The organism is Burkholderia sp. Ac-20345, from assembly GCF_017104825.1.
Lineage (GTDB): Bacteria > Pseudomonadota > Gammaproteobacteria > Burkholderiales > Burkholderiaceae > Burkholderia > Burkholderia lata_B.
This window is the reverse complement of sequence record NZ_JAAGPO010000003.1, coordinates 108,490-122,620: the sequence shown is the minus strand read 5'-3', so window position 1 is coordinate 122,620 and position 14,131 is coordinate 108,490. Positions and strand designations below refer to the sequence as shown.

11 protein-coding genes are annotated in these 14,131 nt (G+C 60.0%); 6 read left to right on the top strand and 5 right to left on the bottom strand.

Annotated elements, in window-relative coordinates:
• The first annotated feature begins 123 nt into the window (after positions 1–123).
• A complete protein-coding gene (locus tag G3O06_RS02700) occupies positions 124–1,932 on the top strand; it encodes an alkaline phosphatase D family protein (protein ID WP_205814868.1) in 1,809 nt (602 codons plus the stop codon).
• 426 nt (positions 1,933–2,358) lie between these two features.
• Positions 2,359–3,234, top strand: coding sequence for a phytanoyl-CoA dioxygenase family protein (locus tag G3O06_RS02695; RefSeq protein ID WP_205814867.1), 876 nt, complete (start codon positions 2,359–2,361; stop codon positions 3,232–3,234).
• 85 nt (positions 3,235–3,319) lie between these two features.
• Here G3O06_RS02695 and G3O06_RS02690 read toward each other — a convergent pair whose 3' ends face one another.
• The gene (locus G3O06_RS02690) at positions 3,320–3,523 is read right to left on the bottom strand and encodes a hypothetical protein (RefSeq protein ID WP_205814866.1); all 204 of its coding nucleotides are present in this window, start codon (positions 3,521–3,523) and stop codon (positions 3,320–3,322) included.
• Positions 3,524–4,437: 914 nt separating this feature from the next.
• Between G3O06_RS02690 and G3O06_RS02685 the strand changes: the two genes are divergently transcribed.
• A complete protein-coding gene (locus tag G3O06_RS02685) occupies positions 4,438–5,706 on the top strand; it encodes an aminotransferase class III-fold pyridoxal phosphate-dependent enzyme (RefSeq protein ID WP_174983390.1) in 1,269 nt (422 codons plus the stop codon).
• A 553-nt stretch (positions 5,707–6,259) separates the two neighbouring features.
• Positions 6,260–7,165, top strand: coding sequence for an NAD(P)-binding domain-containing protein (locus G3O06_RS02680; RefSeq protein WP_205814865.1), 906 nt, complete (start codon positions 6,260–6,262; stop codon positions 7,163–7,165).
• A 240-nt stretch (positions 7,166–7,405) separates the two neighbouring features.
• Here G3O06_RS02680 and G3O06_RS02675 read toward each other — a convergent pair whose 3' ends face one another.
• From G3O06_RS02675 to G3O06_RS02660, 4 genes are all read right to left on the bottom strand, one after another.
• Positions 7,406–8,095 (bottom strand): hypothetical protein, encoded by a 690-nt coding sequence (locus G3O06_RS02675; RefSeq protein ID WP_174957492.1) that lies wholly within the window; start codon positions 8,093–8,095, stop codon positions 7,406–7,408.
• A gap of 204 nt (positions 8,096–8,299) precedes the next feature.
• Entirely contained in the window at positions 8,300–9,448 is a 1,149-nt protein-coding gene (locus G3O06_RS02670) for an MFS transporter (RefSeq protein WP_346779479.1), read from the bottom strand.
• A gap of 245 nt (positions 9,449–9,693) precedes the next feature.
• Entirely contained in the window at positions 9,694–10,572 is an 879-nt protein-coding gene (locus G3O06_RS02665; RefSeq protein WP_205814864.1) for a phytanoyl-CoA dioxygenase family protein, read from the bottom strand.
• Between the two features lie 20 nt (positions 10,573–10,592).
• Complete coding sequence (locus tag G3O06_RS02660; protein ID WP_241019469.1) at positions 10,593–11,450, bottom strand: NAD(P)-binding domain-containing protein; 858 nt, start codon at positions 11,448–11,450, stop codon at positions 10,593–10,595.
• Between the two features lie 781 nt (positions 11,451–12,231).
• On the opposite strand from G3O06_RS02660, the gene G3O06_RS02655 reads away from it, so the two are divergent.
• Positions 12,232–12,861 (top strand): TetR/AcrR family transcriptional regulator, encoded by a 630-nt coding sequence (locus tag G3O06_RS02655; protein WP_174997488.1) that lies wholly within the window; start codon positions 12,232–12,234, stop codon positions 12,859–12,861.
• A gap of 586 nt (positions 12,862–13,447) precedes the next feature.
• On the top strand, positions 13,448–14,047 hold the full coding sequence (locus G3O06_RS02650; RefSeq protein ID WP_174986900.1) for a TetR/AcrR family transcriptional regulator: 600 nt from the start codon (positions 13,448–13,450) through the stop codon (positions 14,045–14,047).
• The last annotated feature ends 84 nt before the right edge of the window (positions 14,048–14,131 follow it).

Sequence of the window (14,131 nt, the reverse complement as noted above, 5' to 3'; positions counted from 1 at the left end):
AACGTTCCGGATCGACTGCTCTACCTGCTCGCGCCGTGCTGCAGTGGCACGCTTGTCGAGCGCAAGAAGCAAACGCCTGCTGCCGTGCTTCCCGCATCCGCGGGATGTCGATCGGGAGGATCAATGGATCGTCGCCATTTCCTCAAGTCGTCGGCTTTTTTTACCATTGCGGCTGCCACGGCCGCCGTCACGCACGACGTTTCACCGGCGGCCCTGCCGGGCAGCCCCGCGCGCGAGACCCTCCATCGATTCCCGCAAGGTGTCGCAAGCGGTGATCCGCGCGATCGCTCCATCGTGTTCTGGACGCGATGCGTGCCGGCATCCAGCGGCATGCAGCACGATGCAAAAGGTGTCGCGCGCGCGGTACCGTTACGACTCGAAGTATCGACGCTGCCGGATTTCTCGACGCTCGTCGCCAGCGTACCGCTGCGGGCGCTGGCCACCTACGACTTCACCGTGCGAGCGAAGGTGACAGCCCTCTCGCCGAAGACCACCTACCACTACCGGTTCGTCGCTGGCGACGACCTCAGCATGACGGGAGTCGCGCGCACGGCGCCGGACGCACACGAGGCCAACGAACAGGTTCGCTTCGCGTGGCTCACCTGTCAGGACTGGAGCGTGAACCACTGGCAAGCGATGACGCTGCTGGCCGACGAACGCGATCTCGATTTCGTCGTGCACGTGGGTGACTACATCTATGAAACGGTCGGGACCTCTCCCTCCGGCCGTGCCGAGCCCGCGCATCCTCCGCTGCACCTGCCCGGCGGCAAGCGGCTCGCGGATGGCCGCGCGTATGCCGATTCGCTCGAAGACTACCGGACGCTCTATCGCACTTATCGTACCGATCCGCGCTTGCAGACGCTGCACCAGCGCCTGCCGATGATTGCGATCTGGGACGACCACGAATTTTCCGACGACTGTTGGCAGGACCATCAGGTCTACACCAACGAGGAGCGGCAGGAAACCCGGCGGCGCCGCAGCGCCAGTCGCGCGTGGGCCGAGTACATGCCGGTGGATTGGGGCGATGTGCGCTTCGAGCCGGACAATCCGTCATACACGAACATTCGCATTTACCGTGACTTTCGTTTCGGCATGCTGATGCACCTCGTGATGACGGACGAGCGGCTGTATCGCGACGACCACGTCGTGAGCGAGGCGGCTGTCGCGCGCTCGCGCGGGCACGACCCGGTGCATGGGGACGACGCAGCCGGCTCGCGCTACTTCGTCAAGCAGGATGTGCTGCAACGTGACGAGGCGCGAGAAACCCGGCAGCTGGGCCGCCCGCCGTCGATGCTCGGTCCGGAACAGACACAATGGTGGAAAGCCGCGATGAAGGGCTCGCCGGCAACCTGGAAGGTATGGGGCAACGAGGTGATGTTGAACCGTCTGTGGTTCGCGATGCCAAGTGCCCCCAAGACACCGGCGGCCCGCCTCGTGGTCGATTGCGACGCATGGGACGGTTATCCCGCGCACAAGCACGAACTGCTCGCTTACTTGAGGGAGCACGGGGTCCATAACGTCGTCGCGATCACCGGAGACCTGCATGCATTTCAGTGCGGCGTCGTGCGGGACGATCCCGATCCCGCGACCGGGGTGCCGGTCATCGTCGATTTCGTCTGCGCCGGCATCAGCAGCACGTCCTTCTATTCCTATCTGAACGCCGCATGGAACGGTACGCCGCTCGCGTCGATCGCGGCGACGCCTGCCAGACTCGATAGCTTCCTGACGGCGAACAACCCCGATCTGTGCCACGCCGACCACGACGCGCAGGGTTATGCGTCGGCCACCGTCACACCGGAATACTTTTCCGTTACGTTCAACAAAGTGAAGCCGTTGAACCCGGACGGAGCCGCGCCCGCGGACGCGCTGCTTGGCCGCACGCGATTGACCGTGCCCAGGGATTCAGTCGAGGTACGCGTCGAACACATGTAGGTTCCGACGCGCCGCTTTTCTGGATGCGTTGTGCGTTCCAGCGAATTTGCGTGCGTGCTCCTGCCCGGTCATGTGCGACGGGTTAACCATGATCGACCGTCGAAAAACGCCATGTTAACTTCCTCGATCATACGACTTGGTCATTTGACCTGATTTGTCACGAATACGCCAGCTCACCGGAAACACCCACGAATAGCTCCACCTCTGCCGCCCCTGGAAACAGGTACTGGATCACCCAGAGGTCGCGGTAACGTCGGGAAGAACGTGCGCGTTCCGTCAACTGGCGTGAAAGGAACGTATGGCAGAAAGCGAAGGCATACATAGTCACATGACTCAGTCAAACATTCGAATTGATGTCTGGATCCCCCCCGAATCAGAACGTGACGCCGTGTCTGATTTACCCGTCCACGCAACTTTGAGGCAAACATGAACGCAAACATTCAGAACATTCAGGGCTCCCTCCCTACCGTCTCCAAGCAAACCAGCGCACAAGAGATCGTGTCGCTCATGAATCAATACGGCGGCGTCCGGATCAAGAATTATCTGACCCAGGAGCAGGTCGCGAACATCAACCGCGAGGTCGATGCTCCGCTCGAGCGGCTTCGCGAGGGGTCGTCGCACGAAAACGAACTGATCAAGGAATTCCACGGCACCTATACGAAGCGCCTGACGAACATGGTCACGCACAGCAAGACTTTCGGAGACGTGCTGGACGACCAACTCTTTCATGAACTCGGCGAGGTGCTCTACCGTGAAGAGTCCGGAGACTGGTGGCTTTCGACCGCCCAGGTCATCGACATCGGCCCGGGCAACACGGCACAGATGCTGCATCGCGATGTCGGCAATTTTCCGCCCCTGTGCGCGCTCGGAGTCAACGGGCCCACGGTGTTCACCAACCTCATGATTGCGCTGACGCGCTTCACCGAGGAAAACGGCGCCACCCGAATCATTCCGGGGAGCCAGAACTGGGACGAGGACTACTTCGACAGCAAGGGGACGCCCGAAATGACCATTGCCGCCGAGATGGACGCCGGCGACGCGTTGCTGTTCAGCGGAAAGGTGATCCACGGTGGCGGCGCGAATGTGACGAAGAACGAGCGCCGACGCGGGCTCACGATTCCGATGCAACCGTCCTACCTGACGCCGGAGGAAGCGTATCCCTTCATCGTGGACATGGACACCGTGCGACGCCTGTCGAAACGCGTTCAGCGAATCATCGGCTTCCGCTCGCAATATCCCGCTGGCACGCCGGGCCTGTGGCAAGTCGACTACGACGATATCGCAACGCACCTCGGTCTTTAAGCCAGGAACAGAGGCATGCGTCGGTCCGGGCGGGTTGATCCCCCTCCCCGGATTCCGTGATGCACATGCGCGAGCCACGACAGAATCACCACCCGCGAGACACCCCATGAAGATCGACCTGACGAATCGCGTTGCGATCGTGACCGGCGACCAGGTCGCTCACCCGCTCGCCCAACGCCTCGACGAGGCGTAAAACCGCGGCGGCGAGATGGCTCCTTCGTCCGGCGTTGCCCAAGGCAATCTCGAGGTCAATGCGGAGATTGCGCGCCTTTCCGGGGATGGTCCCCAAGAATCGACTTTCTATTGCACCTCATCCAACTCAGGAGCGTGATCATGGTGAAGCGTTTATTTGTCGCAATCTCTCTCGTTGCCGGAATCCTTCTTGTATTGAGCCCGGGATTCATGGTCCTCTACCATATCGAGCACTACGACTCGAGCCAATAGGCTCCGCCTGGAAAGATCGAACACGCCGGCGTTGCCTTGCGCGCGGATCGTATCGAACACGATCCGCGGAGCGCATTGCTCGCGCTTCGGTCGGCAGCTTTCGGTCTCGAACCAGCCCAACAGTTAGTGGGTCCATGCGTCGAGGACGCGCGGGCCCGCGCGCTGCGGTTACTTCCGACTGCGTAGATCAGTCTGCCCCTGCCATGCGCGTACCGTGCGTCTGAACACGCCCGTACGCACCACGATCTCGCGCTGCGAAATCTTCTGGCGGAAGTACACCGCCGCCCCTCCCAGCCCTCCGCCCCACCTTGATCACCCGGCATCCCCGCTTGAAGGTTGAGCGGGGATTTTCATTATGCGGATCAGATAGCGACGCCGCACAGCGCACGCCGGAGAACTGGCGCCGCTCAACTCGCCTCCTCCCCCATCGCCGTTGCATGCCGAGCGTGACGTCGGTCCACGGCTGTGCGGGACTAGTGGAAAACGCCAATTTCCGTCTGGGCGACATTTATAGACACTGGACTTGGTCAAATGACCAATTCCAGTGAGGCGCCGACAGACGCTCAAGCGCGCGACGCAGTGAAGCTGCATTCACGACGCAAGGCGATACGGTGCGTCGATCCAACGATCAGACGCGAGATTTCAGAAGCTGCATTCCCCGAAATTCCCGGGGCCTGATTACTTGGTCAAATGACTCAGTCAAAAGACTCGATATCGGGTCTGACGTTCCGAGAACGAATTTTTCACAAGGAGTCGAGCATGGACAGGCTGGCAAAGAAGAACGAGTGGTTCGCAAGAGCCGAAAAGGTCATCCCGGGCGGGATGTACGGTCACCAGAGCGTCAAGTATCTGACGGAAGATTTCCCGCTGTACTTTGCAAAAGCGAAAGGCACCCACCTCTGGGACGTCGACGGCAACAAGTACATCGACTACGTGTGTGGCTACGGCACGAATCTGTTCGGCTACGGCAACGAGCGGATCGAGCAGGCCGCCGCCCTCCAGTTGCAGAAGATCGACACGGCAACGGGTCCCAGCGAGGTGATGGTTCAGCTTGCCGAGGCGCTCACTCAACAGGTCAGCCACGCCGATTGGGCGATGTTCTGCAAGAACGGCTCGGACGCCACCTCGATGGCCATGGTGATCTCGCGCGCCTATCGCGAGAAGCGGAAGATTCTCGTTGCGCGCGGCACATACCATGGTGCGTCCCCGTGGAACGTGCCCTATACGACGGGGATTACCAAGGAAGACCGGGCTCACATCGTCTACTTCGAGTACAACGATATCGAGAGCCTCAATGCCGCCGTCAAGAGCGTCGACGGTGACGTAGCGGCCATCTACGCTACGCCGTTCCGGCACGAAGTGCTCTACGATCAGTTTTTCCCGTCGATCGAATACGCGAAGGAGTGCCGTCGCCTCGCGGACGAGCAGGAAGCGCTTCTGGTCGTCGATGAGGTCCGCACGGGGCTGCGCCTGTCGCGCGACTGTTCATGGTCGGACTGGGGCGTGCACCCGGACCTCAGCTGCTGGGGCAAGGCCATCGGCGGCGGCTATGCGATCGCTGCGGTGCTCGGTTCGGACAAGGCACGAGAGGCTGCGACGAACGTTTTCGTCACCGGCTCCTACTGGCTCTCGGCTGTGCCGATGGCCGCGGCGATCGAAACGCTGCGCCTGGTACGAGAAACGGACTACCTCGAACACACCAAGCGGTTGGCGGACAAGCTGCGCGCCGGCATCGCCGAGCAAGCCGAGCGGCATGGCTTCGAACTCAAGCAGACCGGGCCTAGCGTCATGCCCCAGATGCTTTTCGCGGGTGACGACGAGCTCGTGTCGCGCGGCCGGGCGTGGGCTTCGGAGGTCATCAAGAATGGCGCCTATCTCCACCCGTGGCACAACATGTTCTTCACGGCGAGCCACACCGACGACGACATCGCACGTACGCTCGAGGCGACCGAAGTGGCATTTGGCGCGATCAAGCAGAAGGCGATTGCAGTGAGCCGCCTGGATATTCTGGACACCGTACAGCGTTAATGCCGGATGCGCTTGATCGGCACGGGTTTTCCGCGCCAGATCTGGAGCGCGCTTTACAGCATTTCGGATCCAGCCGGATCCGACCAAGGCACCAGCTGAAAGGCGAATTCGGCTGGTGCTGCTTCTTTCGGAGAAGAGCCAGGATAACCATCGTTGGCAGGTCATTCAGGGGCCATGCCTCGATGATCGTCGTGGCTTCATCCAACGTCTCGAACCCACGCAGGTTAAAGCATTCGTCGCGGATTGATCCGTCGTTGCCCGACGTCGATGGATGGCACTTCTCGCGTGAAACCATCCAGGATCCACCGCATCCGCCAACGCGATCGAACCACGCTTCATCGGCGCCGAGTCGACCGATGCGATGTGGAAGACCGACTACGGCAGGGTGCTGATCGAGCGCATCTCGACGCGGCTGCCGGGCAAGCAGGCAGGGCAACGACAGGTTCCTGCCACATGCGATCGGTGGCGGTCGACGGCGGGCACCCCTGTTCCTCGCTGTGCAAAGCAAGTCCTCTTCTGAAGTTTCATATACCCGATTCGAAGGAGTTTTGTGATGGCAAATACCGTAACGGCGCAGGCAATATCCGTCATTGGTCTCGGCGCAATGGGAGCGGCCCTGGCCAAGGCATTGCTTGCCGCCAATCATCGCGTCACCGTCTGGAACCGCACGGCGAGCAAGTCCGCGGCGCTTGGCGAGGTTGGCGCCCAGGTCGCACACTCAGCCGCGGAGGCGATCGATGCGAGTCAGGCCGTGATCGTTTGCGTACTCGACTATGGCGCGTCCGACTCGTTGCTGCGCACGCCGGACGTCGCGGCCCGTCTCAAAGGCAAAACGATCATCCAGCTCACGACGGGCACGCCGGAGGACGCGCGAGATGCTGCGGAATGGGCCAAGGAACACGGCGTGGCTTACCTGGACGGCACCATCGGCTGCTACCCCAAGGATATCGGCACGCCGGACGGATCGATTCTGTATGCCGGCTCGCGTTCGACCTTCGAAGCCCTGCGACCTGCCCTGGCGAACCTGAGTGGACATGCGTTGTTCGTTGGGGAGCGATTCGAGAATGCCGCCATTCTCGATGGCGCAGTTGTGGGTTCGTTCTCCCTGGGGGCCGCGCTCGGGTTTCTCTACGGCGCCGCCGTGTGTGACGCCGAAGGCATCTCCCTCGACACCTACTTGTCACTTGCCTTGGCGCGTCGTCCCTTCGTCGAGGATACGCTTCAGACGTGCGTACAGATGATCAAGAAAGGGAATTACTCAGGGTCGCAGGCCACCCTGGACAGTTGGGCCGCGGGTATCGGACAGCTGGTGGCGTTCAGCCAGGAAAGTGGCACGGACAGCAGCTACCCGCAGGAAGTATTGGCGCGACTCCAGCAGGCCGTCGCCAAGGGCCACGGTCAACATGAGCTGGCCGCCGTGTTTGAATGTTTCAGGAAGCCGCTCGCGGACCGGGGTTAGATACAACCCGACCCGTATCCCGTTCCGCAGCCGAAGGGCCGCAGACCTGACACCGGAAACAGAACCTCCACCGACTGCAGGCCAAATTCGCCCCACGCTGCCCGTAAGAGCGCGGCGTGGGTGGCAAGATATTGCTCGCAATCAAATGGCCCCCTCCACGGCGGGATAGCTCACGATTGAAGTAGCCATCTCCGTTTTCCCGCATGAAGATCCAACGGCATTCCGCTGGCCGTGCGGCAATCACTGCGGATTTCGTTCCAGGCTGCCAATGGTGTAGCGTCGATTGAGGTTCGTTGCTTTTTCCTGCGCGCGCTCCAGCGCGCAATAGGCGTAATACAGCGAGACGGACAGGTAAGACCAGGAAAGCAACGCGAAGATATAGAAGATCATGTGATCATGGTCACCAGGTATAGGGTAGAAGTCATAGGTGCTCGCAATAATCTGCGTGGCGACCAGTGCCACGATCACACTCACTGCGTTGCGCTTGTCGCCAATTCGCAGCAGCTTCCCGACGACGTACACGAGATACACCGAGAACAAGGACCACATCACCAGATAGAAATACGGCTTGGGCTCAACCATGAAGTCTGCCGTCCACACAACGACGGTTCCCGCCAGCGCGCCCACCACATACAAGACGTCAGTGAAAATCGATGGTTTATGTCGGTGCGTAACAGCCATCATGCCAACGATAGTGATGACAGGTACGCCGAAACCTCTGGAAAATGCATCGCAAAAAAGCGAGGTACTGAGAAATGCGTGCTCGCCGGTCAGCGCATTGAGCATCAAATTCGATGCCGAGAACGTCGTCACCAGCCACTCGAATCCGAGCAGGCCGTTGCGCCGCTTGAGAAGCTTCACGCCATAGACGAGTGAAGTCGTTATCAACGCAAGATCGGCAAGGCAATAAAGATAAAATTTGAGTTCCATGACACATTCCAATGATCGTCAAGAATTTGAGTAACCATCGCGCTTGCCAACGTCGATACCCACTTGGCATCACCTCTCGACGCGAGAAGACGAGACCGGCACAGGTTGGTTTCGCACCGGCATGTCAGGCGGCCGGCGCCGCCTCGGGCACCCGCAAGGGCCGGGGCGCGTTCGCGCGGCAAGCTGATCGCTTCGCCTCACGCGTCAAGCGATAGCTGCCTCGGAATGTCGCGACCTGAGCTGACGGATCGCCACGCTGGTCAGAAAGATCGGCACCACCAGCAACCCGACGGACAGCCAGCCGACCGCACGCAAGCCGGCCGCGCTGAACACCATGCCGGCGATCGCGGGGCCCACCGCCAGGCCAAGATTGATTGCCGACGCACAGGTCGCGGTGCTTCTTCCGCTGGCATCCATTTGTGAAAGTGCCCCCACCATATAAGGGGCAACCAGCGTCGCACCGGCACTGATGAGGGCAGTCGACACGAGAAACGCCCACCTGCCGCCCACGCAATACATGCCCAGGCTGCATACGATCAGCAGCGCGAGCCCAAAGGCGATCGGTTTGAACAGGCCAAAACGATCGCCCAGCCAGTTGACCGCTACCCCCACCGGCAACTGGAAGGCCGCATTGACCATGAACAGCATGCCGAGTTGCTCCGCTTCAACGCCTCGGGTTGCAGCGACCTCTGCGGCGAATCCCATGAGGGCCGTCTGCGAGACGTAGATGAAGAATGCGCTGATCAGAATCCCTCGGACGTCACTGGATTTGATGGCGTCCTTCGCGACCTTTTCCTCGCTTGCGTTGATGGCAGGATGCATGAACGCGCCGAAAAACAGCGCCACCGCGACAACGGCAAGCTGGACGGCATCCACACCGATATTGCCCATCTTCACATTCACGATCGGGACGACGTACATCGCACAGGAAAATATGATGGCCATCGCGACAGCGACTTGAGCCGCGACCTTCTCCGGGTGTTTGACGTGTGCAATCACCCCGTACGCGCAAACACAGCTGACGCCCAAGGCGGCGCCGAGAACCAGTTTCGCAGCGACGAATACATAAAAATTATGCGAAAACATCGCACACGTCGACAGAACGGCAAGCGCTGCCGCAGCGAGCGCCCCCGTTCTCTTGTTCAACGTCGCCATGTGACGACCGAAAATGATGATGGAAAGCGCAAGACAGAGCAGTACCGCGGACGCAAGCCATCCAGCGGTGCTTTCTGACAGTCCGAACCGGGCCATCGATTCTTCGATGTTGAACGGAAGCAGGTAGGTGGGCGTCCAGACCACGGCCCCTGTATAAAGCAGCGCGATTTTTCGGATTCCCTTGATTTCGTAATTCACGATCGACTCCTTGTCGTTTGCACGAATGCGAAATCGCGACGAGGCATCGAATCGCCCTCTTGCTCGCATCCATACTGGCACTGTTTCGAAGACTGCTTCATCCAACCGAAAAATCGCAATTTCACAATTGCCCGTTCTTCACCGACCTATTGCATCCCGTCGACCGACTACGATGCCTTCAGGTGATGGAATCACCCGATTTCCGTGTGAAAACCGGGCCAGGATCCCATCACCCATCCCGACCGTTAATCGAAGTGCCCGACCTCGAGGAAATCCTTCATTTTCAACAGGTCATTCGGATCCGACATTTGACCGTTACGCTCGACGAAGCCGGCAAAAGTCGTGCCGTACGTCCAGCCGAGCAGGCGCTGCAGTTCTTCCGGATAGCGCTTCACGCGCTCGATGGGCAACGTGAGGTACTGGTTTTCTTCCTGCCGGAGGATGGCCAGGTCATACGACATCGTCAGGCCGGTGCGCGGTGCATCGCTGGTGTTCTTTCCGCCCCCGTGATAGGTGGAGCCGATGAAGAACAGCGCATCGCCGGCGGACATTTCCGCGGAAACGGCTTCCTCCTGCTTGGGCATGCGCTCGTCGTCCCACTTGTGGCTACCCGGAATGACAAGCGTGGCGCCGTTTGCCGCCGTAAAGTCGGATACCGCCACCATGACCTGGAACCGGGCCTCGCGCCCATAGTTCGGGTGCCGCCAAAGCCATACGGAATCGTCACGATGCAACGGCTGAAGGCCTTGACCCGGCAGGATCTGAATGGCTTGCGTCACGCCCACCTGAATGTCGGGAGCGATGTCGACCTGGTTTTCGCCGCTCCAGATCTTGATCGGCGTCTGCAGGATGTTGCGCGCCGCGCCCAGATAGAGCGGATGCAACGCAACTTCAGCCATCCAGTCGGTACGCGCAAAGAGGCGCGAGACCCGACGCGTCTGTGTACCGGCGAAGTAATCGTCTACTCCGTTCGGAGCGGACTGGAGCGTGTCAAAGAGCGACCGCTGGATCTGCGCGAGCAAGTCGGAATCGAGAAAGTTCTTGACGATCGCTCCACCATCCTGGCGAACTGCGTTCGCAAGATCTTCAGGAGTGCTATCGCTTGAAAGGCGTTGCAACGACATGGTACTTCCTCCAACAGGTGTCAATGATTGAAAAGTGCAGCGTATCCTCGGTCACCACTGCCTTCTGCAATGGACGCCAGGATTCGCTCGCGTAGCGCCTTCAGAATTCGAGGCGGCTGCCCGATATCTTCCTGCGCTTGCTGAAACAGTCCGGTGGCCCGCGCGTATATATCCAGATCTGCGCCTCGTGGTTGATAGTCTGAAGCCGCCACGGATTCGAACAGACCTTCGATGAAGTGGGTCTGACCGGCGATATAAGTTGGGATCAGGTCGCGAATCTCGTCGATCGAAATGCCTGAATTCACCACGAATCTGAGACCTTCCAGGAAGGCTGCGCCAGCGCCGAAAACGAAGGTGCCCGTCAACCCTGCATCGAGCACGTTCGGCACATCGGGTCTGGCACTGACGTAGGTGGATTGCGGCGCAATCTTTCGAAGCAGAGGCTCAACCTCGCTCCAGATCTTCTCGTCGCCACCCAAAAGGATGACGGCGCTCTCACGGCCGATATCGGGCGGGAAGCACTGGATTGTTCCGCTGATGAATTTTGCGCCAGCACCCGTCACGATTTGATCCAGTACCTGGACCTCGGATGGGCGCCCCGTTGCCAGATTGACCACCGCTTTCCCTTTCAGCCGCTCGCCCAGCGCCTCGAAGTCCGCCGCGAGGTCAATCGGTGTCGCCGTCACGACGACGATGACGTCTGCCTGATCGCAGGCTGCCGTGGCGCTATCGGCAACGCGTGCGCCCAGTTCAAGCACTCGCTGCGCCTTCTCCGCTTTTCTGTTCCAGACGACGACCTTCTCGCCATCCGCAATCAGGGAGGTGGCAATTGCAGACCCCATCGCCCCCAGGCCCAAGACAGCAATCAAATTGCTCATTCGCATTCCCTATCGTTGTCGTTGACCACACCACCAGGAGAGATTCATCGTTCAAGTCAACAAACAAGATCACGAGACTTGGTCATATGACCGCAAAGCAATGCACATGCCAACCCGATTCAAGTGATCATCCTTCCCTGTATTGCGGCTGACACGCCCGGTGGCGAAACACATGCCCCGGAGCGGGGATTTCGCTGCACCAAGAGATACCCAAAGTCACGTCAGCGGTGCAGACAAGTTGACTTGATCAAATGACCACGTATCCACAGGCACGAATCTTATGCCTCGACAGGACATTTGGAATACGGAGTTTCCATTAGCCACCTCATGAAGGCACCGTACAAGCCAACGCAGTTGCGACCATTCCGCGCGACGCGTGGCTGCCCTTTTCGCGGACGCACGTCGGTCACCGCATTTGCGTATCTCCCGAGACAGCAGCATCGAAACCGGAACGCAAACGCCGCCAGACAAACGGAGCACCGCTTGATCAGCCGGGCGGATGCCCAATGAATGAGTGCGCCCCTGGTTCCCGAAGCAGGCTGCCGAGTCGCGTCGGCTTCGTGATGTTTGCCGGGCACCGCGATGCACCGATGCTGCGATCACGCGCAACACGTCCCTGCGAACGACTTTTCCCGCGCCGCCATGGCGGCACACCATCCGTGCAGGACAACGCCTTGCGTTGCTTGCGAAATGCCGTCCATCGTCATGCTAATATCCGAGGATTCGACTACCCTGTACGGGTAGCACCTTTGGACGAAGACATAAAACGGAGCTCTGGCCAATGCAGAGAGTACGGGCTGAAGTCCGCCGCCAGGACCTCGTAGCGGCGACTGTCGCGGTGATTGCAGAGCACGGTGTGAAGGGTGCCACGACCCGCCGCATCGCCGAGGCCGCAGGGTGCCCACTGGCTTCCCTGCACTACGTCTTTCACTCAAAGGACGAGCTGTTATTCGCGGTCTACGAGTCCTTGATCGACTTGATCCGCTCGGATAGCCCGGAGGCGCCGGAGCACGGCACCCTGTCGGAACTGGCGGAGTTCAACCTGCGCTCCGTGATGGCCTGGTTCGAAGCAAACCCGGCATACGCGAAGACTCAATCAGAGTTGTACACGTGGGCGCTCAGACATCAGCCCGACATGGCCATTGGCGCCCTTCGCATATCCCAGGAAGGTGCCCGTTCCATGCTGGCCGCCGCCGAGCCTCGCGCGGATGCCAAGGCGCTGGATGCCATCGCGCGGCTGAGCATTGCCCTGGTCGACGGACTGCTTTTCTCGTGGTTTGCCCAGGAAGATTCGAAGCGTCTGGCCACCGATGTCGACCACGCCAGCAAGATGCTGGCCGCCTATGCGACGACGCTTCTGGACGCTCGCCCTGCCGCCAAGCCCCCTCGCAAGTCGGTACGGAAGCAATAAGCTCCTGCCACCTGCCCCGAGGCACCGGCTCCCCGGTGTCCTCACGGCGGCAGCGTCACGTCGCCTATTCTAAATGACCGCACGGTGCGCGGCGCATGACATTTTCAGCTTTGTCCCGTGCGCCGCCCTACTCGCTAGCGCTGCTCGAAGGTGCTTTCACGAACCGATGTGCGCGTCCGGCCGCGCACGTGCGACGCGAGGTGATGGGCACCGCCGAAAATCCACACGGGCTGCGACCAAGCAGCCCGTTTCCAATCGCATCGAAACCTGACGCTCCCGGCAGGCGGCCCTCGGTCTTACGTTGCCGCTCTCGCGCTCACGGGTTTACCTCCATCGACAGCGCTTCTTTGTCTGCTTAACGTTTACCGATCAAATGATCAAGTCAATCGATCACATTTTCCAAAATCAGCTCAACCAAGCGAACTGAATATTCAGGGCACCCGTGGCCCGGCTCATTCATGGACAAACTTTCAAGAAGCCGACATAATTCGCGAGCGTTATGGTCACTTGACCATGTATCACGGATAAACACTACACCTGTGTATGACGTGAACGGAAGAGGATTTTCGGGTACCGGAGTTTACCAATGACAAGAGTTCGCGCTGCGTTGCGGCGACAAGATTTTGTTGACGCTGCCGTCGAAGTCATCGCCGCGCACGGCGTTGCCGGAGCCACCACGCGGCGAATCGCTGAAGCCGCAAACTGCCCTCTGGCATCGCTGCATTATGTATTCCATACCAAGGACGATCTGTTCGATGCGGTTTACGAATCCCTGTTCGACCTTCTCGCAGCGAATGCCCCCGCTGACAGCAAAATTCATTCTTTCGGCGAACTCGCCGGATGGCAGCTGCGCAAGATGGTCGAATGGCTCGTGCAGCATCCCTCGTACGCCCGCGCACAGTCTGAACTGATCCAGTGGGCAGAGCGTCATCGCCCCGATTTCGCGTTGAAAACCTATGTCCAGACGATCGAGCGAACGATCGCTTACCTCGGCAAGTGCGCGCCACAAGTCAACCATGACGCGATTGAATCCGTCGCCAGAATGAGCATCATCCTGATCGATGGATTGCTGAACAGTTGGCACGGGGACACGAATATCCGCCAGCTCAGGGCGAACCTGGATCATGCAAGTTCAGCGCTGGAGGCGTTTGCCACCTCCCTCTCGAGCTCGACGGTACAGGCTTGAGCGTCGACACGGCGCGTCATTGCACCCATAGCCGGCAGCCCGACAGCCCCCGTCAGCGCTCCGCCTCATCGCACGCTTCGACCT

Coding starts and splice junctions, on each gene's coding strand:
- G3O06_RS02695 (WP_205814867.1), top strand. CDS start 2,359: ATGAACGCAAACATTCAGAACATTCAGGGCTCCCTCCCTACCGTCTCC.
- G3O06_RS02660 (WP_241019469.1), bottom strand. CDS start 11,450: ATGAGCAATTTGATTGCTGTCTTGGGCCTGGGGGCGATGGGGTCTGCA.
- G3O06_RS02675 (WP_174957492.1), bottom strand. CDS start 8,095: ATGGAACTCAAATTTTATCTTTATTGCCTTGCCGATCTTGCGTTGATA.
- G3O06_RS02650 (WP_174986900.1), top strand. CDS start 13,448: ATGACAAGAGTTCGCGCTGCGTTGCGGCGACAAGATTTTGTTGACGCT.
- G3O06_RS02665 (WP_205814864.1), bottom strand. CDS start 10,572: ATGTCGTTGCAACGCCTTTCAAGCGATAGCACTCCTGAAGATCTTGCG.
- G3O06_RS02680 (WP_205814865.1), top strand. CDS start 6,260: ATGGCAAATACCGTAACGGCGCAGGCAATATCCGTCATTGGTCTCGGC.
- G3O06_RS02685 (WP_174983390.1), top strand. CDS start 4,438: ATGGACAGGCTGGCAAAGAAGAACGAGTGGTTCGCAAGAGCCGAAAAG.
- G3O06_RS02700 (WP_205814868.1), top strand. CDS start 124: ATGGATCGTCGCCATTTCCTCAAGTCGTCGGCTTTTTTTACCATTGCG.
- G3O06_RS02655 (WP_174997488.1), top strand. CDS start 12,232: ATGCAGAGAGTACGGGCTGAAGTCCGCCGCCAGGACCTCGTAGCGGCG.